20 protein-coding genes and 1 pseudogene are annotated in these 19,650 nt (G+C 65.2%); 13 read left to right on the top strand and 8 right to left on the bottom strand.

Annotated elements, in window-relative coordinates; translation table 11 throughout:
• Positions 1-71 precede the first annotated feature (71 nt).
• The 6 genes from SKP52_RS18015 to SKP52_RS17990 form a co-directional block, all read right to left on the bottom strand.
• Complete coding sequence (locus tag SKP52_RS18015) at positions 72-644, bottom strand: urate hydroxylase PuuD (RefSeq protein ID WP_039577062.1); 573 nt, start codon at positions 642-644, stop codon at positions 72-74.
• An 80-nt stretch (positions 645-724) separates the two neighbouring features.
• Positions 725-1,396: an inner membrane-spanning protein YciB gene (locus SKP52_RS18010; protein ID WP_039577059.1), complete on the bottom strand. Its 672-nt coding sequence runs from the start codon at positions 1,394-1,396 to the stop codon at positions 725-727.
• Positions 1,393-2,319, bottom strand: coding sequence for a signal recognition particle-docking protein FtsY (gene ftsY, locus SKP52_RS18005; RefSeq protein WP_039577055.1), 927 nt, complete (start codon positions 2,317-2,319; stop codon positions 1,393-1,395). Before ftsY ends, SKP52_RS18010 begins: the two co-directional genes overlap by 4 nt.
• Positions 2,316-3,623, bottom strand: coding sequence for a MiaB/RimO family radical SAM methylthiotransferase (locus SKP52_RS18000; protein ID WP_039577052.1), 1,308 nt, complete (start codon positions 3,621-3,623; stop codon positions 2,316-2,318). The genes ftsY and SKP52_RS18000 overlap by 4 nt, the downstream gene beginning before the upstream one ends.
• The gene (gene dapF / locus SKP52_RS17995) at positions 3,620-4,426 is read right to left on the bottom strand and encodes a diaminopimelate epimerase (RefSeq protein WP_039577050.1); all 807 of its coding nucleotides are present in this window, start codon (positions 4,424-4,426) and stop codon (positions 3,620-3,622) included. The genes SKP52_RS18000 and dapF overlap by 4 nt, the downstream gene beginning before the upstream one ends.
• A 51-nt stretch (positions 4,427-4,477) precedes the next feature.
• Positions 4,478-6,109, bottom strand: coding sequence for a putative bifunctional diguanylate cyclase/phosphodiesterase (locus tag SKP52_RS17990; protein ID WP_039577048.1), 1,632 nt, complete (start codon positions 6,107-6,109; stop codon positions 4,478-4,480).
• A 272-nt stretch (positions 6,110-6,381) separates the two neighbouring features.
• Between SKP52_RS17990 and ffh the strand changes: the two genes are divergently transcribed.
• The 4 genes and pseudogenes from ffh (at position 6,382) to SKP52_RS17970 (ending at position 10,758) form a co-directional block, all read left to right on the top strand.
• A complete protein-coding gene (gene ffh, locus SKP52_RS17985) occupies positions 6,382-7,833 on the top strand; it encodes a signal recognition particle protein (protein ID WP_187337265.1) in 1,452 nt (483 codons plus the stop codon).
• A gap of 41 nt (positions 7,834-7,874) precedes the next feature.
• A pseudogene (rpsP, locus tag SKP52_RS17980) lies at positions 7,875-8,330 on the top strand (30S ribosomal protein S16); the annotation flags it as partial.
• Between the two features lie 189 nt (positions 8,331-8,519).
• Positions 8,520-9,014, top strand: coding sequence for a ribosome maturation factor RimM (rimM, locus tag SKP52_RS17975; RefSeq protein WP_039577040.1), 495 nt, complete (start codon positions 8,520-8,522; stop codon positions 9,012-9,014).
• Between the two features lie 226 nt (positions 9,015-9,240).
• Positions 9,241-10,758, top strand: coding sequence for a serine hydrolase domain-containing protein (locus tag SKP52_RS17970; protein WP_039577038.1), 1,518 nt, complete (start codon positions 9,241-9,243; stop codon positions 10,756-10,758).
• Positions 10,759-10,839: 81 nt separating this feature from the next.
• On the opposite strand, the gene SKP52_RS17965 is transcribed toward SKP52_RS17970, so the two are convergent.
• Complete coding sequence (locus SKP52_RS17965; RefSeq protein ID WP_039577035.1) at positions 10,840-11,040, bottom strand: hypothetical protein; 201 nt, start codon at positions 11,038-11,040, stop codon at positions 10,840-10,842.
• Positions 11,041-11,195: 155 nt separating this feature from the next.
• On the opposite strand from SKP52_RS17965, the gene SKP52_RS17960 reads away from it, so the two are divergent.
• Entirely contained in the window at positions 11,196-12,062 is an 867-nt protein-coding gene (locus tag SKP52_RS17960) for a LysR substrate-binding domain-containing protein (protein ID WP_267127966.1), read from the top strand.
• A 360-nt stretch (positions 12,063-12,422) separates the two neighbouring features.
• Positions 12,423-13,133, top strand: coding sequence for a tRNA (guanosine(37)-N1)-methyltransferase TrmD (gene trmD, locus SKP52_RS17950; protein WP_039577027.1), 711 nt, complete (start codon positions 12,423-12,425; stop codon positions 13,131-13,133).
• Here trmD and SKP52_RS17945 read toward each other — a convergent pair.
• Positions 13,103-14,476 carry a sulfatase-like hydrolase/transferase gene (locus SKP52_RS17945; protein ID WP_039577026.1) on the bottom strand — a complete coding sequence of 458 codons (1,374 nt, stop codon included), beginning with the start codon at positions 14,474-14,476 and terminating at the stop codon, positions 13,103-13,105. The two genes, trmD and SKP52_RS17945, sit on opposite strands and share 31 nt — an antisense overlap.
• 333 nt (positions 14,477-14,809) lie before the next feature.
• On the opposite strand from SKP52_RS17945, the gene rplS reads away from it, so the two are divergent.
• From rplS to SKP52_RS17910, 7 genes are all read left to right on the top strand, one after another.
• Positions 14,810-15,187 carry a 50S ribosomal protein L19 gene (gene rplS / locus SKP52_RS17940; protein WP_037513643.1) on the top strand — a complete coding sequence of 126 codons (378 nt, stop codon included), beginning with the start codon at positions 14,810-14,812 and terminating at the stop codon, positions 15,185-15,187.
• Positions 15,188-15,285: 98 nt separating this feature from the next.
• Positions 15,286-15,912, top strand: a complete 627-nt coding sequence (locus tag SKP52_RS17935; protein ID WP_081997428.1) for a DUF1287 domain-containing protein — start codon at positions 15,286-15,288, stop codon at positions 15,910-15,912.
• Between the two features lie 47 nt (positions 15,913-15,959).
• A complete protein-coding gene (locus SKP52_RS17930; protein ID WP_039577024.1) occupies positions 15,960-16,985 on the top strand; it encodes an aspartate-semialdehyde dehydrogenase in 1,026 nt (341 codons plus the stop codon).
• 165 nt (positions 16,986-17,150) lie between these two features.
• Entirely contained in the window at positions 17,151-17,930 is a 780-nt protein-coding gene (locus tag SKP52_RS17925) for an arginine deiminase family protein (protein ID WP_039577022.1), read from the top strand.
• Positions 17,924-18,550 (top strand): DUF2238 domain-containing protein, encoded by a 627-nt coding sequence (locus SKP52_RS17920; protein WP_039577020.1) that lies wholly within the window; start codon positions 17,924-17,926, stop codon positions 18,548-18,550. Before SKP52_RS17925 ends, SKP52_RS17920 begins: the two co-directional genes overlap by 7 nt.
• Before the next feature lie 2 nt (positions 18,551-18,552).
• The gene (locus tag SKP52_RS24760; RefSeq protein ID WP_052208504.1) at positions 18,553-19,158 is read left to right on the top strand and encodes a hypothetical protein; all 606 of its coding nucleotides are present in this window, start codon (positions 18,553-18,555) and stop codon (positions 19,156-19,158) included.
• On the top strand, positions 19,158-19,613 hold the full coding sequence (locus tag SKP52_RS17910) for a GFA family protein (RefSeq protein WP_039577019.1): 456 nt from the start codon (positions 19,158-19,160) through the stop codon (positions 19,611-19,613). Before SKP52_RS24760 ends, SKP52_RS17910 begins: the two co-directional genes overlap by 1 nt.
• Positions 19,614-19,650: the final 37 nt, after the last annotated feature.

Raw genomic sequence — 19,650 nt, 5'->3', positions numbered from 1 at the left:
CGAGCAGTAAACGGAAAAGGAAAGGGCGCCCCGGTTTCCCGAGGCGCCCCTTTTTAAACGCTGTCGTCAGATCAGCTGAAATTCACCATCGCATAGAGCATCGGGATCGACAGCAAGGTGTTGGTCCGCGAAAAGATCATCGCAGTCTTTGCGGCCTTGGCCTTGGTCGCATCGTCGGCCTCGACGATGCCCAGCGCCTTCTTCTGGTTCGGCCAGATCACGAACCAGACGTTGAACGCCATGATCAGGCCCAGCCACATGCCGACGCCGATCAGCTTGTACGGATCCTGAAGCCCCAGCGCGGGTGCCAGATATTTGGCGTGGCCGGCGATCGCGAGGCCCAGCACCACCGTTGCAGCGGCGGCCCAGCGGAACCAGAACAGCGCGGCGGGCGCGATATGCTTGCCCACGGCGGGTTTCAGTTCGGCCGGGATTTTCGGCATTGTCGGAATCTGGACGAAGTTGAAATAATAAAGCAGGCCGATCCACAGCACGCCGAAGAAAGTGTGCAGCCAGCGCATGATCGCGTTGCCCGCGGCGACCCCGTCCTCAAAATTCTGGCCATTGAGGCACAGCATCAGGATGATCGCGAGCACCAGACCCGCGCCGAGCACGGCGTGCAGATTTCCGAAAAATTTGTCCATTTCTTTCCCCCTGTTTTTCGCGGCGCCGTATGCGACCCGGAGCCGGTGACGCAGCTATGCCAGCACAGCGAGGAAATGCATCAATTTTTGTCGGCCGCCGCCTCGTCGGGAACCGCGAGGCCGTTTTTCAGCATCACGGGAACCTGGCTGAAGGTAAAGAGGAAGGAGAGGGCGGTTACGCCCCAGACCTTGATCGTCAGCCACAGGTCGAAACTCATCTGCTTTGCCTGGATCATCTCGTACATGACATGGTTCGCAATGCCGAGCGCGGCGAAGAACAGCCCCCAGTTGCGTGACAAGAGCAGCCAGCCGCGGTCGGTGAGGCCCTCGAGCGCCGATTGCAGCAGATATTTGAGCATCGGCTTCTTGAACCAGTAACCGCCGAGCAACAGCGCGGCGAAGGCGGCATAGATGATCGTCGGTTTCATCACGATGAAACGCTCGTCGTGGAACCAGATCGTCAGCGCGCCGAAACCGAGGACGAGGATGCTCGACATCCACAGCATCGGTGAAATCTTGCCGAGCTTCCACTTCGACACGGCCATCGCGATGACGATCGCGACCATGAACGCCACCGTGCCCTTGATCGCGGCGGTCGTCGCGGCAAACGCGCCCTCGCCGCCCGACGAGAATTTATAAGCGAGGAAGAAGACGAGCAAAGGCCCGAAATCGATCGCGTAATTCAGCCATCCATTCTTGGCGGGCGGCGGTGCGGGAACCGGTTCGGGGCCGGTGGGTAGCACGTCGCTCATCGGATATTTCCTGCAATAATGGCTGCGATCTCGTCCGCGTCGAACGGGCGAAGGTCGTCGATGGTTTCGCCGATGCCGATCGCGTGGATGGGAAGCCCGTGGCGCTCGGCGGCAGACACGAGCACGCCGCCGCGCGCGGTGCCATCGAGCTTGGTCATCACAAGCCCGGTGACGCCCGCAACCTCACGGAAAACGTCGATCTGCGACAGCGCATTCTGCCCCGTCGTCGCGTCGAGCACGAGCACGACGTCGTGCGGGGCGGCGGGGTTCAGGCGACCGAGTACGCGCTTGATCTTTGCGAGTTCGTCCATCAGCTCGCGCTTGTTCTGAAGCCGCCCCGCCGTGTCGACGATCAGCACGTCGATCCCCGTCGCGGTCGCCTGTTTCACCGCGTCGAATACGATGCCCGCGCTGTCGCCGCCCTCGGGCCCCGCCATGATCGGCACGCCCAGCCGTTCGGCCCAGACCTTGAGTTGCCCGATCGCGGCGGCGCGGAAGGTGTCGCCCGCGACCAGCATCACGCCATAATCCTGTTCCTGGAACAGATGCGCGAGCTTGGCGATGGTGGTGGTTTTGCCCGACCCGTTGACGCCGATCACTAATATGACCTGCGGGCGCGGGAAGGCGTCGATGTCGAGCGGCTGCGCGACCGGGCGCAGTACCGCGGCGATTTCCTCGGCGACGACCTTGCGCAGCTCCTCGGTGCCGTTCGCGGCGACGTCGCGGCGTTCTGCTAGACGGTTGCGGATGCGGTCGGCCATCGCGGGGCCAAGGTCGGCGGTGATCAGCGCCTCCTCGATGCGGTCGAGGTCTTCTTCGTCGAGCCGCGCCTTGCCGGTCAGCCCCGCGAGATTTTCGCCGAGCCGCTCCGACGTGCGGCGAAATCCGCCGAGCAGCCGTTCGCTCCAGCTTTGGCCGGTCATGCCGCGTTATCCTTTGCTTGCGTGGGGGTGGCGATCATGCGGTCGCCGTCGCGCGCGGTCAGGCGCACGCTGATGACGGTGCCGGGGGCTGCGGGTGCGGTCAGCGCCATGGCGGCGAAATTCTCGGCGTGGCCGCTGACGCCGTCGCGCTCGACGAGCATCGATGCGGTGCGGCCGATCTGCGTATCGAGCCAGTCCTGCCGGCGCCGCGCATTTGCTTCTCGCAGCACGGCGGCGCGTTCGCGAGCCATTGTGCGCCCGACCTGCGGCATCCGCGCGGCGGGGGTGCCGGCGCGCGGGCTGTACGGAAAGATATGGCCGAAAACGATGTCGCAATCGTCGATCAGCGCCAGCGAGTTTGCGAACATCGCTTCGTCCTCGGTCGGAAAACCCGCGATCAGGTCGGCGCCGACCGCGATCTCGGCGCGCGCGGCCTTCAGCCGTTCGGTCAGGCGCACGGCGTCGGCGCGGCGGTGGCGGCGCTTCATGCGGGTGAGCACCATATCGTCGCCCGCCTGCAAGGACAGATGGACATGCGGCATCACCCGCTTTTCCTGCGTCAGCAAGGCGAAAAGTGCGTCGTCGATCCGGTCCGGGTCGAGCGACGAGAGGCGGAGGCGCTCGACCGGCAGCGCCAGCAGCGCCTCGACGAGCGTCGCAAGGCTGGTACCGCTGTCGTCGCCATAGCTGGCAAGGTCGACCCCGGTCAGGATGATCTCGCGCTGCCCGCGATCCAATGCGGTTTGCGCGGAAGCGACCACAGCGTCGACGCTCGCCGATCGCGCCGTCCCGCGCGCCAGCACCGTCGCGCAAAATGTGCAGCTGTGTGAACAGCCCGTCTGGACGCCGAGGAAAGCGCGCGCATGGTCGGCGCCCGACAGGGCTGGGGTGTAGGATGCCGTGTGCCCCTGCGACGGCAGGGGCCCATCTCCTGCCGATTCCAGATGGAGCGCACCGGAGATGGGTCCCCGCCTTCGCGGGGACACGGTGTTTCCGTAACTCTCGACCAGCCCCTTCGCGTCATTGGACACCACCCGGGCACCCATTGCCGCAAAGGTCTCGGCCTCCAGTTCCGCCGCGCACCCCGTCACCACAACCTCGGCGCCCGGCCGCTCGCGCAGCGCCCGCCGCACCGCCTGGCGTGCCTGCCGCACCGCCTCATCGGTCACCGCGCAGCTGTTGAACACGATCGTATCGCGTGCGCCTGCCGCCTCGACGGCAGACCGGATGGCCTCCCCTTCGGCGATATTCAGCCGGCAACCGAAATTAACGACCTCTTGCCGGTCGACGAGAGATGCGCTCATCCGAACTGCGCCCAGTCGGTCTCGCCCTCGTAAACGCGCGTCGCGGCGCCGCTCATCACGATCGGCTCGCCCGGCGCCCAGCGGATCACGAGATCGCCGCCGGGCAGCGACACTGTCACCGGCGACTGGACCAGGCCTGCGCGGATCGCCGCGACCGCGGTCGCGCATGCGCCGGTGCCGCACGCCTGTGTCAGGCCCACGCCGCGCTCCCAGACGCGCAGCTGCAACTGGTTCTCGCCGTCGAGGCTCGCGACATTGACGTTGACGCGCTCGGGGAACAGCGGGTCGGTTTCGATCCGCGGGCCGAGTTCGTCGAGCGCGACGGCATCGGCCTCGGGCACGAAGAATACGATATGTGGATTGCCGACATTGACCCCGGCGCCATGCTCCAGCTCGTCCCACGCCACCGGCATGTCGCGCGTGTCCATCGGCATCGCGAGCGGGATGTGCTCCCAGTCGAATTCGGGTTCGCCCAGCACGACTTCGGCGCCGCCATCGGCCGGGGTGACGCGCAGCATCCCGCCCAATGTCTCGATCACCGCAGTCTTGCCGATCAGCGTCGCGACGCAGCGCGTCGCATTGCCGCACGCCTCGACCTCGCCGCCGTCGGCGTTGAAGATGCGCATCTTTACGTCGGCGCTGGCCGACGGTTCGAGCAGGATCAGCTGGTCGCACCCGATGCCATGGCGGCGGTCGGCGATCGCATGCGCGCGCGCCGGAGTCATCTCGACCGCGTTTTCACGCGCGTCGATGACGACAAAGTCGTTGCCGAGGCCGTGCATCTTGGTGAAGCGGTCTGCCATAGTCCGCGCATGTAAGGGCGCGGGCGCGCGAAGTCTAGCGATGCGGCGGGGTCAGGCCGTCTTGCGCAGCGGCGCGTCTTCGCTGACATCGGGGCCGGCAGGCGGCACCATGGGGGCGCGCAGCAAGCCGCGGTCGGCGAGCAGCCGGTCGGTGTCGGCGGCCGATGCGGCGCGGCCGAAGTACCAGCCCTGTCCCTTCGAGCAGCCGAGCCGCGTCAGTTCGATCGCGGTCGCTTCGTCCTCGACGCCTTCGGCGGTGATCGGCATCGCCAGGCTTTCGCCGAGCCGGACGATCGCGACGACGATCGCCTGCGCATCGGGGCTGCCGCGCATTGCGGCGACAAAGCTGCGGTCGATCTTGATCCGGTCAAACGGCAGCGCGCGCAGGTGCGACAGCGAGCTGTAGCCGGTGCCGAAATCATCGAGGCTGAGCGATACGCCCTGATTCTTGAGGCTGGTGACGATCGATCGCACCAGCGGCAGATTTTCGAACAGCGAGCTCTCGGTGATCTCGACCTCAAGCTGCGCGGCCGGGAATCCGACCTCGACGAGCAGCTTGGTGAGCTTCTGGCTAAACCAGGGATCCTTCAGCTGCTGCGGCGAAATATTGACCGCGAGCATGATCGAGGGATCCCAGCGCTTGGCGATTTCCATCGCTTCGCGGATCACCTGCAGCGACAATTCGCCGATCAGCCCGCTTTCCTCGGCGACCGGGATGAAGCGTTCGGGCGGGATCATGCCATATTCGGGCGATTCCCAGCGCATCAGCATTTCAAAGCCGATCAGGCGTCCGCTGGCGATATCGACCTGCGGTTCGAAATGCGGGATGAACTCGCCGCGCGGCATGCCGTCGCGAATACCGGTTTCGATCTGGTTGCGGACCTGCACGGCCATCTCCATTCCGGCCTCGAACCAGCAGAAGCGGTTCCGACCCTCATCCTTGCAATGATACATCGCGATATCGGCCTGGCGGACCATTGTTTCCATCGTGATACTGGCATCGCTGGCGAGCGATATGCCGAGCGATGCTCCAACCCGGATCTGCTGCGAGTCGTGGGTCACATTATTGTCGAGCGCCGCGACGAGTTCGGCCGCCAGCGCGTCGATGTCGGCGCGCGCCGCGGGCTCGAACGCCAGCATCGCGACGAATTCGTCGCCGCCAAGCCGCGCCTTGGTGGCATTGGGGGGCAGAACCGCCGAGATGCGTTCGGCCGCGACCTGTAACACGCGGTCGCCCGCGGCATGGCCGTGGATGTCGTTGACGGTCTTGAAATGATCGAGATCAAGCAGGAACAGCGCGACCTGGCGCTTGTCGGCGATCGCGTTCGCGATCTGCCGCTGTCCGGTCGCCAGCAAGGCGCGGCGATTGAGGAAACCCGTGAGCGGGTCGGTGTCGGCCAGATAGCGTGCGCGCTGTTCGGCCTCGGTCCGCTCGAGGATTTCGCGGTTGAGATCCTTGTAGCGGCGCCAGCCGAAGAGAATGAGCGCAACATTGAGGATGAGTGCGGTCGCCAGCGCGCGGTCGGGACCGCCGCCGATACCGATCAGCGCGCGCACGGCCGCCTGCATCACATTGCTGCCTGTTCCGACGAACAGCAGGATCGCGGCGACGACAATGCCCCCCGCGATGATGTCGCGTTTGGCGCCCTCGCTGCGGTCGAATGGCTTCGGCGTCGCTGTCATATGAATTTTTCCCACCCTCGCGGGCTCTATGGGGGCAAAGCGGTGAAATTTGGGTTAAGTGCGCCGCCGCGCTGCCGTTCGCGCGTGTACGATGGCCCGCCGCTTGCTTTCGGCGGGGCTTTTGCGTAAAGGCCGCCGCGTCCGCGCGCATTTTGCGTTCGGGCAAACACGACATCCGCGACGGAAACACTGTCCACGGATACCGCTGGTTGGCGAGGTTTCGCTCACCGGCGTGTTTTGCGTTGCGGGCGTCGTAGGCAAGGATTTTGGCTGTGTTCGATAGTCTGAGCAACCGGCTTGGCGATGTATTCGGGAAGCTCCGCGGCCGCGGTGCGCTGACCGAGGCCGACGTGCGCGCCGCGATGCGCGAAGTGCGAATCGCCTTGCTCGAGGCCGACGTCGCGCTGCCCGTCGTGCGCAGCTTCATCGACCAGGTCACCGACCTCGCGATCGGCGCCAATGTCCTGCGCTCGGTCACCCCGGGGCAACAGGTCGTCAAGATCGTCAGCGACGCGCTGACCGAAATGCTCGGCTCCGAAACCGCCGAGCTCGACCTCGCCGTCACTCCGCCTGCAGTCATCATGATGGTCGGCCTGCAGGGCTCGGGTAAAACGACGACGACCGCGAAGATCGCGAAGCGGCTCAAGGAAAAAGAGCGCAAGAAGGTGCTGATGGCGTCGCTCGACGTCAATCGCCCCGCCGCGCAGGAACAGCTCGCCGTCCTCGGCACCCAGATCGATGTCGCGACCTTGCCGATCGTCGCGGGTCAAGGTCCGGTCGAGATCGCGCAGCGCGCGCTGCAGGCCGCAAAGCTTCAGGGCTATGATGTCCTGATGCTCGATACCGCGGGCCGCCTCCACGTCGACCAGCAGTTGATGGACGAGATGCAGGCGGTGTCGCGCACGGCGAACCCCGCCGAAACTTTGCTCGTCGTCGACAGCCTGACCGGGCAGGACGCGGTGCAGGTCGCGCAGCGCTTCACCGACCAGGTGCCGCTCACCGGCGTCGTGCTCACCCGCATGGACGGCGACGCGCGCGGCGGTGCCGCGCTCTCGATGCGCGCCGTCACCGGCAAGCCGATCAAGTTCGCGGGGACGGGCGAGAAACTCGACGGGCTCGAACTCTTTCAGCCCTCGCGCATCGCGGGCCGCATCCTCGGCATGGGCGACGTCGTCAGCCTCGTCGAACGCGCCGCCGAAACGATCCAGGCCGAAGAGGCCGAGGCGATGGCGGCGAAGATGGCCAAGGGCCAGTTCGACCTCAACGACCTCCGCACGCAATTGAACCAGATGCGCCGCATGGGCGGCCTCGGCGCGCTCGCGGGCATGATCCCCGGCATGAAAAAGGCACAGATCGCGGCGGCGCAAAGCGGCGCCGACGACAGGACGCTGATCCATATGGACGCGATCATGGGTTCGATGACGCCGAAGGAGCGCGCGAAGCCCGAAATCCTGACCGCGAAGCGCAAGATCCGCATCGCCAACGGGTCGGGCACGACGGTGCAGCAGGTCAACAAGGTGCTGAAAATGCACCAGGAAATGGCCAGTGCGATGAAGAAGATCCGCAAGATGGGCGGGCTCAAGGGCCTCGGCGCGCTGTTCGGCAAGGGCGGCGGCATTCCCGGAATGGGCGGCGGCGGCATGGGTGGCGGTGGCCTGCCCGGTCTCGGTGGAGGCGGATCTATCCCGCCCGAACTAGCAAATTTGATGAATAAAAAGAAATAGTTACGTCCGAATTTCAACGTTAAACTCTGAAGGAAAATATCATGGCAACCTCCATTCGCCTCGCACGCGGCGGTTCGAAAAAGCGTCCTTATTACAAGATCGTCGTCGCCGATTCGCGCAGCCCGCGCGACGGCCGCTTCATCGAGCGTATCGGCAGCTACAACCCGCTGCTCGCCAAGGACAATCCCGAGCGTATCAAGCTCGACGCCGACCGCGCGAAGCATTGGGTTTCGGTTGGCGCGCAGCCGACCGACCGCGTCGCCCGCTTCCTCGATGCCGCAGGCGTCCTCGAGCGCGCAGCCCGCAACAACCCGAACAAGGGTGTCCCCGGCGAAAAGGCCAAGGAGCGCGCCGAAGAAAAGGCCCAGAAGCTGGCTGACGCCGAAGAAGCCGCAGCCGCTGCCGCCGCCGCTCCGGCCCCGGAACCCGAAGCTGCTGAAGAAGCGCCTGCCGCTGAAGAAGCTGCCGCTCCCGAAGCCGCTGAATCGGACGCAACCGGTTCGGTGAAGAGCGAAGAAACCGCCGAAGCCGTTGCCGAAGCTGTCGTCGACGAAACCCCGGCCGACGCGACCGCCGAAGACGCGACCGCGATCGCCGAAGAAGTCGCCGAAGGCGGCCCGGTCGCTGCCGAGGCCGAAGAGGCTCCGGCTGCTGAAGCTGGCGAAGAAAAGGCCGAAGGCTAAGCCTTGGCCGACGCGAATCGCCCCGTCACCCTCGCCGCCATTGCCGGCGCGCACGGGGTACGGGGCGAGGTGCGTCTCAAATTGTTCGGCGAAGGCGCGGAGGCTCTCCGCGCCTTTTCCGTTTTCGACGCGGGGGCAAGCAAGCTCACCCTCAAATCTGTACGCCCCGCCAATCAGGGCGCGGTCGCGACCTTTGCCGAGGTCAACGATCGCAGCGCCGCAGAGGCCCTCCGAGGCACCCTGCTCACCGTCCCGCGTTCGGCGCTGCCGACCCTGGGCGAGGGCGAATATTACCACCACGATCTGCTCGGCCTGCCATGCGTGTCGACCGACGGCGCGGCGATCGGTCACGTCGTCGGAATCGAGAATTTCGGTGCGGGCGACATCCTCGAAATCGAGAAGCCCGACGGCAAGCGCTTCATGGTGCCGATGACCGCGCAGGCGGTGCCGACGTGGAGCGACGATGGCGTCACCGTGGCCGCGGCGTTCGTCGAATAGGCACGCCTGTTTCGGGGTGGTGAGCGGACGCTCCCACGAAGTTATGTGATACGTCGCGTCGCCTCTCGGTCGGCTTCAGTCATTCGTCATCCCGGACTTGATCCGGGATCCATCTTCCAGCGTTGGCGACAATGGACCCCTGACCAAGTCCAAGGTGACGAGGGCGTTATGGTTGCCGGGGTTCTCACCCGCTGTTAGCGTGACAACGATTTGTCGAGGAGGGACTATGCGCTGGAAATCGGGTTTTGTTTTCGCTTTCATGTTCGCGGGGGCGGTCCCCGCGGTCGCGCAAGACTCCGCCCCCAAAACCCTCGACCAGCTCGCCCCCGAAATCGACGCGCTCTTCGCCAGATTCCAGACCGATCAGCATGTGCCGGGCGTCGTCTATGGCGTCGTCAAGGACGGCAAGCTCGCCTATGTGAAGGGCATCGGCGTCCAGAACATCGCCGACAAGCGTGCCGTGACGCCAGACAGCCTGTTCCGCATCGCATCGATGACCAAGGCGTTCACCGCGCTGTCGATCCTGAAGCTGCGCGACGACGGTAAACTCCGCCTCGACGACCTTGCCGAACAATATGTGCCCGAAATGAAGGGCTGGACCTATCCGACGACGGACAGCCCGCGTATCCGCGTGCGCGACCTGCTCCACCATGTCGGCGGCCTTGTCACCGACGATCCGTGGGGCGATCGGCAGCAGATACTGCCGCAAGACGAGTTCACGAAAATGATCGCGGCGGGCGTGCCGTTCAGCCGCGCGCCGCAGAGCAGCCATGAATATTCGAACTTCGGCTATGCGCTGCTCGGCCGCATCGTCGCCAACGCGTCGGGCATGCCCTATCGCGACTATGTTCGCCGGACGATCCTCATCCCGCTTGGCATGGGGGCGAGCGGCTTCGATTCGCCGAACGCCCCCAAGGCGCGCTATGCCCTCGGCTATCGTTGGGAGAATGAGCGCTGGTCGCCTGAGCCCGAAATGGCCGACGGGGCGTTCAACGCGATGGGCGGGCTACAGGTCAGCGCGAACGATTATGCCAAATGGGTCGCCTTCCTGCTCTCCGCCTGGCCGGCGCGCGACGATCCCGACACCGGCCCCGTCAAACGCTCGACGGTGCGCGAGATCGCGCAGGGGCTCAATTTCGTCACGGTCGCGAACCGCATCGGCGCGAGCGGCGCCATGGCGTGCAAGCAGGCCGCCGCTTACGGCATGGGCTGGCGCGTCGCGCAGGATTGCGACCTCGGGCTGACGCTCGCGCATGGCGGCGGCTATCCGGGTTATGGCAGCCATGTGATGCTGATGCCCGACCATGGCGTCGGGGTTTTCGCGCTGTCGAACCGCACTTACGCGGGCCCGGCGGGCCCCGCATGGGACACCGCGGTCCTGATGGACAAGGCGGGGCTGCTCGAAGCGCGCTCCGTGCCGGTGTCACCGGCGGTTGCGGACGCCTATGCGGCGGTAAGGGCGGCTTATGCCGCGGGCGACCTTGGCCCGCTACAAGGCAAGCTCGCGATGAACTTCCTGCTCGACCGCTCGGCCGACAATTGGAAAGCCGAACTGGCAAAGCTGAAGGCCGAGGTCGGCGCCTGCCCGACCGACGAACCGCTCGCGCCGATGGGCGCGATGTCGACCGCGTTCCGCCTCAATTGCGAAAAGGGCAAGCTCGACGGGATATTGCTGCTCGCACCGACGACGCCCGCGACGATCCAGGCCTTGCGCCTGCGCGTCGTGCCGCCCGACGCGCAATAGTCTAAACGGGGTGGGGCCTTTAGCAAGGGACGACCCCACCCCGTTTCGCCCTGGGCCTTCGAGAGGGGAGGCCAGAGAGGTTTATCGCGCCCGGCGCGGGCGCACGCCGCAGCGCGCGGCGACACGAGTGAAGGCGCTGTCTTCGCCGGGCGCGCTCGGCAGCGCGATCCATTCGCCGAGGCGTCTGAACGGGGTCGCGAGCCAGTGGAGGCCGCGGGCGATATCGGCGCTGAAATGATCATGACCGTCATTCCAAACGCGCATGAACTGCTCGTCTTTCATCGTTCATTTCCTTTCGCTTGATGACCAGAATATGCACCGCTCCGCACCCCGCGGCCAACAAAAGGCGTAGACCATCTTATAAGCTGACCTTATAAGGTCGCATGTCCCGCCTGCCGCCTCTTGCCGCCATACGCACCTTCGAAGCCGCCGGTCGTTTGCAGAATTTCTCGCGCGCCGCCGAGGAGCTGGGGCTGACGCAGGCCGCGGTGAGTTATCAAATCCGCCAATTGGAGGATCGCCTCGGCCGCGCGCTGTTCGTGCGCGAGAAGGGCCGAGTGCGCCTGTCCGAAACCGGGCAGAGGCTGCTCCCCGCGATCAGCAATGCCTTCGCGACGATGGGCGATGCCTTCGCCGCATTGGGCAGCGACGAGGCCGATGTGCTGACGATCAACGCGGTGACGAGTTTCGGGGGCACCTGGCTCAGCGCGCGCATCGGCAGCTTTCAGCTCCTCTATCCCGAGCTTGCGGTACGCATGTCGATGAGTAACCATTTGATCGATTTCGATGCCTCGAATGTCGACGTCGCGATCCGTATGGGAAAGGGCCGCTGGCCGGGGCTGCGCAGCGATTTCCTGATGCGCCAGCATGTCGCGCCGCTCGCGTCGCCCGCCTTCATCGAGGCGAACGGCATCAACGAGCCCGCCGACCTGCTGCGCGTCCAGCGGCTCGCGCCGAACGATAGCTGGTGGGCCGAATGGTTCGCCGCCGCCGGGGTGACGACGCTGCCGGTGCCCTCGCGCCGCGGAATCGAACTCGACAGCCAGTTGCAGGAGGCGAGCGCGGTGCAGGCGGGGTTTGGCATCGCGATGATGACGCCGCTGTTCTGGCAGACCGAACTCGCAAGCGGCCGCATGGTCCAGCCCTTCGACACGCTCCACGTCTCGGGCTTCGGCATGTGGCTCGTCCACCGCGACAACCGTGTCGGGGTGCGGAAGATCGAGCGCTTCCGCGAATGGCTGCACGCCGAAATCGCGAAGGATCGCCACCTGCTCCCCGACGCGCTATGGGAGCCGCTGCCATGACCTCGGTGGCGAATCTAAAGACTCAGAAAGGAGCGGGGCGATCGCCATTTCTTTCAAGTTAGCCACTCTAACGCAACCGGCTCTACTGTCCTTTTGGATCGCGGCGCTGTTTGTTGCGACATGGATCTTGTTCCGTTTGAACGAACGGCGGTGGCGGGTGGCGCCATCGCTCGTCGCCGCTGCCTCGACCTTGTTTTTTGTCGTTCTGCCACTGGCGATATTAAAGCCCGACAGCAACGCGGGCATCTATTGGGACCGCCTTGCGTTGGTCGTTCTTGCCGCAGTTACGATGTCATGGACTTTATGCCGCATTCTGGCGTTCCGGAACCGGCGCCGGTCCGAAGCTAAAGTGTTCGACTAATGACCTTCACCGCCGTCCCGCTCACCCTCTACCCCGACATGTTCCCCGGCCCGCTGGGGCACAGCATGGCGGGACGCGCGCTCGAAAGCAGGACGTGGAACTGTGCGCCTGTGCAGATCCGCGATTTCGCGACCGACAAACATCGCACCGTCGACGATACGCCCGCGGGCGGCGGCGCGGGCATGGTGCTCAAGGCCGACGTGCTTGGGGCCGCGATCGACCATGCGGTGGCGGCGCATCCGGGCCTGCCGATCCTCGCCATGACCCCGCGCGGCGCGCCGATCACGCAGGCGCGCGTGCGCTCGCTCGCCGAGGGGCCGGGCGCGATCATCCTCTGCGGCCGCTTCGAAGGCTTCGACGAACGGATTTTTGACGCCCGGCCGATCGAGCAGGTGTCGATGGGCGACATCATTCTCTCGGGGGGCGAGATGGGGGCGCTGTTGCTGCTCGACGCGTGCATCCGCCTGCTTCCCGGCGTGATGGGCGCCTCGGCGAGCGGCGACGATGAGTCGTTCGAGCAGGGCCTGCTCGAATATCCGCACTATACCCGCCCGGTCAGCTGGGAAGGGCGCGACATTCCCGACGTGCTGCGGTCGGGCGATCACAAGAAGATCGCGGCCTGGCGCCGCGAGCAGGCGGAAAGCGATACGAAGGCGCGGCGTCCCGATTTGTGGGCCGCCTATTCTGCCGGACGCTCCGGCGGCCGATAACGCAGCAGCACCCACGGCACCTTCGTGCTGTCGAACATCATCCGGCTCTTTTGTTGGGTGAAAGGCGGCATATGATCGCCGACGATCAATATGTCGGTCGGCGGGAAGCCGGGCCGGCTTGCCATGTCGGCGAGCGCCGCCGCGGTGTCGTCCCAGATCGCGAACAGCCGGCAGACCTGCGGATAATCGCCGTCGAGCAGGGGACCGAGCTGGCGGCAGTTGTCGGTGCGCAGCGCAGCGTTGGCGACCACCGGCAGGTGCGAATTGAGCGTCAGCCAATAGACGAACTGCGGCTGCTTCGCCGCGGCCAGGTCGCGGCCGATCAGCCGCGGGATGTGGCGGTCGCACGCGCCCGGAAAGACATTGGGGCAATGCCCCGCGCCCGCGGCCTCGAGCGTGCCCCGAAAGCTCATTCGTTCGAACCCGATCAGCGGATACCAGCGATCGCGATCAAAGAATTTGGGCGAAAAGCCGTGATAAGCGTGCGTCGCATAGCCGCGCCGCGCCAGGGTTGCGGGCAGGCAGTCGGGGTCGGGCGTAACGATCTCGGGATAGTCGCCCCACCGCTGGCACAGCTCGCGTATCTCGCCCTTGGTCGTCGAATTGTAGAAGGTCGTGCTGCCCTGGCTGATCTCGAACCGCGCGGCGAGTTCGGGGCGCGTCCAGATGGCGCCCAGCCGCGTGCGCAGCGTCGCCTCGGTCGGCAGCCCCATCGCCTCGACGACGACGACCATCACATGCCTTTTGCCGTTGGCGAGCTTCAAAAAGTCGGTCTGCTGCGTTGCCGAGGTGAAAGGGGCGTCGGCAGGCGCCAGACGGTTGTAGGAGGTCGCTCCGTCGCGTGCGCGGATATAGTCGGCCTGCGCCAGCGAAAAGGTCAGCGCCGCGGCAGCGGCCATCCACTGTAGTCCGCGCAGATTGGCCGGCCGGCGAAGCTGCCGCGCGGCGAGTGCCAGGACGAGGATCAACAGCCCGCCGCCGATCATATATTCGGGCGAGGCGGCGGGACGGAGGTCGAGCACCAGTGCGATCACCGACAGGATCATGCTGACGTGCATGTTGAACATGCTCGCGATGAACACCAGCGTCAGATAGGCGAGAAGGCCGAAAAAGGCCGAAAGGCGAACCCAATAGCCGAACCAGCTCGCGACGAAGCCGACCGCCGCGCACAGCCAGATTTCGGGCGCGCGCATCGGTCCGCCCATGATGGTGATCGGCAGGAAGGGCAGGTTGGGCAGCAGCATCCAGCACAGCGCCCAGTTGAGGAACGCCGTCAGCCCGGCGCCGTCGGCGGGCGCAAAAGCGCGGCTCGCGAGCGGCTTTACGGCGGTCATGTGCAGCATCGGGTCCCTCCGCTGCCGTCCATGGCGGATTTTGGTTAATGGCCGTTTAAACCCGCCGCGCCGGTTTCCCGCCGAGACCCTTGCATTTCGTAGCTTTCCGGCGTAGTGGCCGCGGCTTCGAGTGGAACCGGGCGAATCGCATTCCTTGCGCGCGCCCGTCATCCGCTTAATTCCCGTCCGCTAATCCGGACGGGGCGCAGGGTTTCCGAAGTGCTGCGATCGGGAAGCCTTGCCGAAAGATACGGTTACGCAGGCCGGACCTTTGGGAGCGTCATATCGATGCTCGGGACCGACCTGCCTCTGGCGCGCGGCGACAAGAAAAGGAACAGAGGCATGAACCTCATCCAGACGATCGAAGCCGAAGAAATCGCCAAAGCGGCGAAGACCATTCCGACCTTCCGTCCCGGCGACACGCTGAAAGTCGGCGTGAAGGTGGTCGAAGGCGAACGCACCCGCGTCCAGAATTTCGAAGGCGTGTGCATCGCACGCTCGAACAAGGGTATGGGCTCCAACTTCACCGTGCGCAAAATGTCGTTCGGCGAAGGTGTCGAGCGCGTGTTCCCGCTCTATTCGCCCAACATCGACAGCATTACCGTCATCCGCAAGGGTGCCGTGCGTCGTGCGAAGCTTTACTATCTTCGTGGCCGTACCGGTAAATCGGCGCGTATTGCGGAGCGCCGCGAATACCGGTCGGAAGCCGGCGAAGGCTAAGGAGAGCTTCTCTCACCCAAAGCCGAAACAGCTTTCAAAAACGACCGGTTCCGCCAAAGCGCAGAACCGGTCGTTTTCTTTTGGGCAAAGCGAATTTGATGCAAGCCTCCGTCCTCCCGTTCCAGCCGACGCGGCGTGCCTTCCTTGGCGCGGTGCCCCTTGGTCTTTTTGGACTGTTCGGCGTGTCGGGCGAGGCGTTCGCGGTTACCCCGGCGCACCGATTGGTGAACGCGGCGCGGCGGCAAGTCGGCATCACGCTGCGCTACGATCCGGCGTACACGGTGCTCGCCTTCCCGAACGGCGACGTCGACCGCGCCAAGGGCGTGTGCACCGACGTCGTGATCCGCGCCTTCCGCGATGCGCTCGGCCACGATCTGCAGGCCCTTGTAAACGCGGACATGCGCGCCAATTTTGGGGCTTATCCGAAAAACTGGGGGCTCGGCCGTCCCGACCGCAATATCGATCATCGCCGCGTCCCCAATCTCGCGACCTATTGGCGGCGGCACGGGGCATCGCTCCCCGTCACCGACAACCCCGCCGACTGGCGTCCGGGCGACATCTTCACCCAGATGGTCGGCGGCCGGCTGCCGCACACTGGCATCGTCTCCGACCGCAAGGATACGACCGGCGTGCCGCTTGTCCTCCACAATATCGGCGGCGGGACGCGCGAGGAGGATGCGCTGTTCGACCACAGGCTGACCGGCCATTTCCGCTGGAAAGTCTGAATTAGATTGAAGTTTTCAACCGAGTATTTGCACCGAGGAGTGAAGTAATGGGTTATCGTATCGTTGTCGCCGGAGCCACGGGCAATGTCGGGCGCGAAGTGCTCGCTATTCTCGCCGAGCGCGAATTCCCGATCGACGAACTGGCGGCGGTTGCATCGTCGCGCAGCCAGGGCACCGACGTCGAAATCGGCGACAGCGGCCGCACCGTCAAATGCCAGAATATCGACAATTTCGACTGGACCGGCTGGGACATGGCGATTTTCGCGATCGGCAGCGACGCGACCGCGATTCATGCGCCCAAGGCTGCCGCAGCGGGCTGCGTCGTGATCGACAATAGCTCGCTCTACCGCATGGACCCCGACGTGCCGCTGATCGTGCCCGAGGTGAACCCCGACGCGATCGACGGCTACAAGCGCAAGAATATCATCGCGAACCCGAACTGCTCGACCGCGCAGATGGTCGTCGCGCTGAAGCCGCTCCACGATGCCGCCAAGATCAAGCGTGTCGTCGTTTCGACCTATCAGTCGGTTTCGGGCGCGGGCAAGTCGGGCATGGACGAGCTCTGGAACCAGACGCGCCAGATCTTCGTCGGCGACGAAAAGGACATCCAGAAGTTCACCAAGCAGATCGCCTTCAACGTCATCCCGCACATCGACAAATTCCTCGACGACGGATCGACCAAGGAAGAGTGGAAGATGGTCGTCGAGACCAAGAAGATCCTCGATCCCAAGATCAAGGTCACCGCGACCTGCGTCCGCGTCCCCGTCTTCGTCGGCCACTCGGAGGCGATCAATATCGAGATGGAGGATGAGCTGTCGGCCGAGGACGCGCAGCGCATCCTGCGCGAGGCGCCCGGCGTCGTGCTCCACGACAAGCGCGAGGACGGCGGCTACATCACCCCCGTCGAATGCGTCGGCGATTTCGCGACCTTCGTGTCGCGCGTCCGCGAAGATCCGACGGTCGAAAACGGCCTCAACCTCTGGTGCGTTTCGGACAATCTCCGCAAGGGCGCGGCGCTGAACGCGGTGCAGATTGCCGAACTGCTGGGGCGCCGCCACCTCAAAAAGGGCTGAGGATGATTGTGCCCCTGCGAAGGCAGGGGCACATCGCCAGAGGAGTCGATACAACGCAGTCGTTCGCGGCTTGAAGGCGAAGGCAGGAGATGGACCCCTGCCTTCGCAGGGGCACAGCTTTGCTGTGTCTCGACTTCGCTCGATGCGAACGGATAAGGGAAGGATATGGCTGATCCTTTCAACTTCACGCACGCCCTCTGCCGCGCCCCCGCCCTTTCGGCGGTCAAGGGCATCCGCGCCGACGGCGGCCCCGATCCCGATTTCTTCGGTCTCGTCGCCGAGCATGAGGCCTATGTCGCGACGCTCCGCGAGCTTGGCCTCGCGGTCGAAGTCCTCGAACCGCTCGATGAATTCCCCGACGCGCTGTTTACCGAAGATGTCGCGCTGACCTTCCCCAAGGGCGCGATCCTGCTCCGCCCCGGCGCCCCGAGTCGCGCGGGCGAGGTCGAACATATCCGCGGCGCGCTCGCGGCGAATCACAGCCGCCTCCTCGAAATGACCGGCCGCGGCTTCGCCGACGGCGGCGACATATTGCGCCTCGCCGACCGCGTGATCATCGGCCTCTCCGCGCGCACCGACCGCACCGGCGCCGAGGAGCTCGCCGGCCTGCTCGGCAAGCTCGGTTACCGCGCCGAGATCGCCGAAACGCCGCCGGGCGTGCTCCATTTCAAGACCGGCTGCGGACTGATCGACGAACGCACGATCCTCGCCGTCCCCGCGCTCGCCGACTGTCCACAGTTCGACGGGTTGGCGGTCGTCACGACCCCGCCCGGCGAAGAACCCGCCGCGAATATCTTGCGCATCCGCGACACCGTGCTCGTCGGCGACGACTGGCTCGCGACGCACGCATTGCTCGCCGCGCGAGGCATCGAGATCCGCGCGTTGCCGACCGATCAGATCGCGCATATCGACGCGGGGCTCAGCTGCATGTCGCTGCGCTGGTGAGCGCCGCCACCGCGCCCGCGCAGCGCCGCCTGTTCGGCCTGCTTCTCGTGCTGCTGCTCTTCGCGCAGATCGACCAGCCTTATCCCGAGGTCGCGCTGCTCCAGCATATCCCGACGATGCTGCTGATCGTGGCGTCGCCTTGGCTGCTCCGCCGCTGGCCGCTGTCGACCGCATCGGTCGCGTGCATCGTGGCGTTCATGGCGCTTCACACGCTCGGGGGGCGCTATGCTTACAGCAACGTCCCCTATGACGACTGGGCGCGCGCGCTCACCGGCACGAGCCTCTCCGACGCCTTCGGCTGGACGCGCAATCATTACGACCGTCTCGTCCATTTCGCCTTCGGCGCACTGTCGGTGATCCCCGTCGCCGAAATCGCAAGGCGCTGCGGCGGGCTCGGTCCGCGCGGTGCGGCGTTAACCGTGCTCGGCTGGGTTTTGGCGACATCCTGCCTGTATGAAATCTTCGAATGGCTGCTCACCATCGTCGCGGCGGGCGACACCGCCGACCGCTATAACGGGCAACAGGGCGACATCTGGGACGCGCAAAAGGATATGGCGCTGGCAACGCTCGGTGCGATAGTAGTGCTGGCGATGGGGCCGATCATCAGGAACAGGAGATAGGCATGCGCAAGTTCACGACCCTCGCAATGGTGGCGATGCTCGCCGCGTGCAATCCCGCTGCCGACAAGGCCCCGGTTGACGCCGACCCTGTCGCTCCAGCAATGCCCGAGGCGAAGGCCGACGGCCCGAACGCCGCGACCACCGCAGTCAGCCTCGATGGCGACGGCCTGCGTTTCGTCGACAAGAATAGTGGCAAGACCAGCCTGCTCCCCTTCGGCGTCCCGCGCGCGCAGGCCGAAAGCGCTCTCGCGAACGTCGCGGGCAAAGAGGATGATCGCAGCACCAACGCCGAATGCGGCGCGGGCTCGATGGAATTCACGCGCTACGACGCGATGACGCTCAATTTTCAGAACGGCAAATTCGCCGGCTGGTTCCTCGGCAACGAGCCGGGCGCCGCGACCTATTCGACGATGAGCGGCATCGGCATCGGCACAACGCGCGCCAAGGCATCCGAATCGGTGACGATCGTCGATCTCGAGGATAGCACGCTGGGCGAGGAATTCAGCATCGGCACCGGCGACAATCTGATCGGTGGTATGTTCGCCGCGCCCGGCGATGCGGCCAAGATCGACGCGCTATTCGCGGGCACCAACTGCTTCTTCCGCTAATGCCGACCACGATCACTGGCGGCTGCCGCTGCGGACAATTGCGGTACCGCTTCGAGCAGGACGGGCCGCTGCTCAATTACTGCTGTCACTGCATCGATTGCCAGAAATCGACCGCGAGCGCCTTTGCCGATCAGGTGATTGTATCGACCGACGCTTTGACACTGACGGGGCGCAACATGACCTTTTCAACCGAGCGCCCGTCGGGCGGGACGACGATCAACCGGCATTGCCCCGACTGTTTCAGCCGCGTGTGCAATGCGAACACCGTCTACCCCGCGATGACGATCGTGCGCGGTGGGACGCTTGACGATCCGTCGGGGCTTGAGCCCTTCGCGCATATGTGGAGCAGCCGGAAACGTAGCTGGATCGCGATCGATCACGGGGTGCCGACCTTTCCCGAAAGTCCCGACCCTGCGGAATTCATGCGGCTCGCGATGGCCCGCCGAGCGGGTTGAGTGCCTGATCGCGATCGATTGCGGTCGTTCCATTCTA

The organism is Sphingopyxis fribergensis, from assembly GCF_000803645.1.
In the GTDB taxonomy this organism is placed as follows: Bacteria; Pseudomonadota; Alphaproteobacteria; order Sphingomonadales; family Sphingomonadaceae; genus Sphingopyxis; species Sphingopyxis fribergensis.
The sequence above is the reverse complement of the archived record's forward strand: the minus strand, read 5'-3'. Positions and strand labels throughout refer to the sequence as shown.

Excerpts from the sequence above, each read along its gene's own strand:
- rplS (WP_037513643.1), top strand. The coding sequence starts at position 14,810 with ATGAACCTCATCCAGACGATCGAAGCCGAAGAAATCGCCAAAGCGGCG.
- SKP52_RS17990 (WP_039577048.1), bottom strand. The coding sequence starts at position 6,109 with ATGACAGCGACGCCGAAGCCATTCGACCGCAGCGAGGGCGCCAAACGC.
- dapF (WP_039577050.1), bottom strand. The coding sequence starts at position 4,426 with ATGGCAGACCGCTTCACCAAGATGCACGGCCTCGGCAACGACTTTGTC.
- SKP52_RS17930 (WP_039577024.1), top strand. The coding sequence starts at position 15,960 with ATGGGTTATCGTATCGTTGTCGCCGGAGCCACGGGCAATGTCGGGCGC.
- SKP52_RS24760 (WP_052208504.1), top strand. The coding sequence starts at position 18,553 with ATGCGCAAGTTCACGACCCTCGCAATGGTGGCGATGCTCGCCGCGTGC.
- SKP52_RS17910 (WP_039577019.1), top strand. The coding sequence starts at position 19,158 with ATGCCGACCACGATCACTGGCGGCTGCCGCTGCGGACAATTGCGGTAC.
- trmD (WP_039577027.1), top strand. The coding sequence starts at position 12,423 with ATGACCTTCACCGCCGTCCCGCTCACCCTCTACCCCGACATGTTCCCC.
- SKP52_RS18000 (WP_039577052.1), bottom strand. The coding sequence starts at position 3,623 with ATGAGCGCATCTCTCGTCGACCGGCAAGAGGTCGTTAATTTCGGTTGC.
- SKP52_RS18015 (WP_039577062.1), bottom strand. The coding sequence starts at position 644 with ATGGACAAATTTTTCGGAAATCTGCACGCCGTGCTCGGCGCGGGTCTG.
- SKP52_RS17935 (WP_081997428.1), top strand. The coding sequence starts at position 15,286 with ATGCAAGCCTCCGTCCTCCCGTTCCAGCCGACGCGGCGTGCCTTCCTT.
- SKP52_RS18010 (WP_039577059.1), bottom strand. The coding sequence starts at position 1,396 with ATGAGCGACGTGCTACCCACCGGCCCCGAACCGGTTCCCGCACCGCCG.
- SKP52_RS17925 (WP_039577022.1), top strand. The coding sequence starts at position 17,151 with ATGGCTGATCCTTTCAACTTCACGCACGCCCTCTGCCGCGCCCCCGCC.
- SKP52_RS17945 (WP_039577026.1), bottom strand. The coding sequence starts at position 14,476 with ATGCTGCACATGACCGCCGTAAAGCCGCTCGCGAGCCGCGCTTTTGCG.
- ftsY (WP_039577055.1), bottom strand. The coding sequence starts at position 2,319 with ATGACCGGCCAAAGCTGGAGCGAACGGCTGCTCGGCGGATTTCGCCGC.
- SKP52_RS17970 (WP_039577038.1), top strand. The coding sequence starts at position 9,241 with ATGCGCTGGAAATCGGGTTTTGTTTTCGCTTTCATGTTCGCGGGGGCG.
- SKP52_RS17965 (WP_039577035.1), bottom strand. The coding sequence starts at position 11,040 with ATGAAAGACGAGCAGTTCATGCGCGTTTGGAATGACGGTCATGATCAT.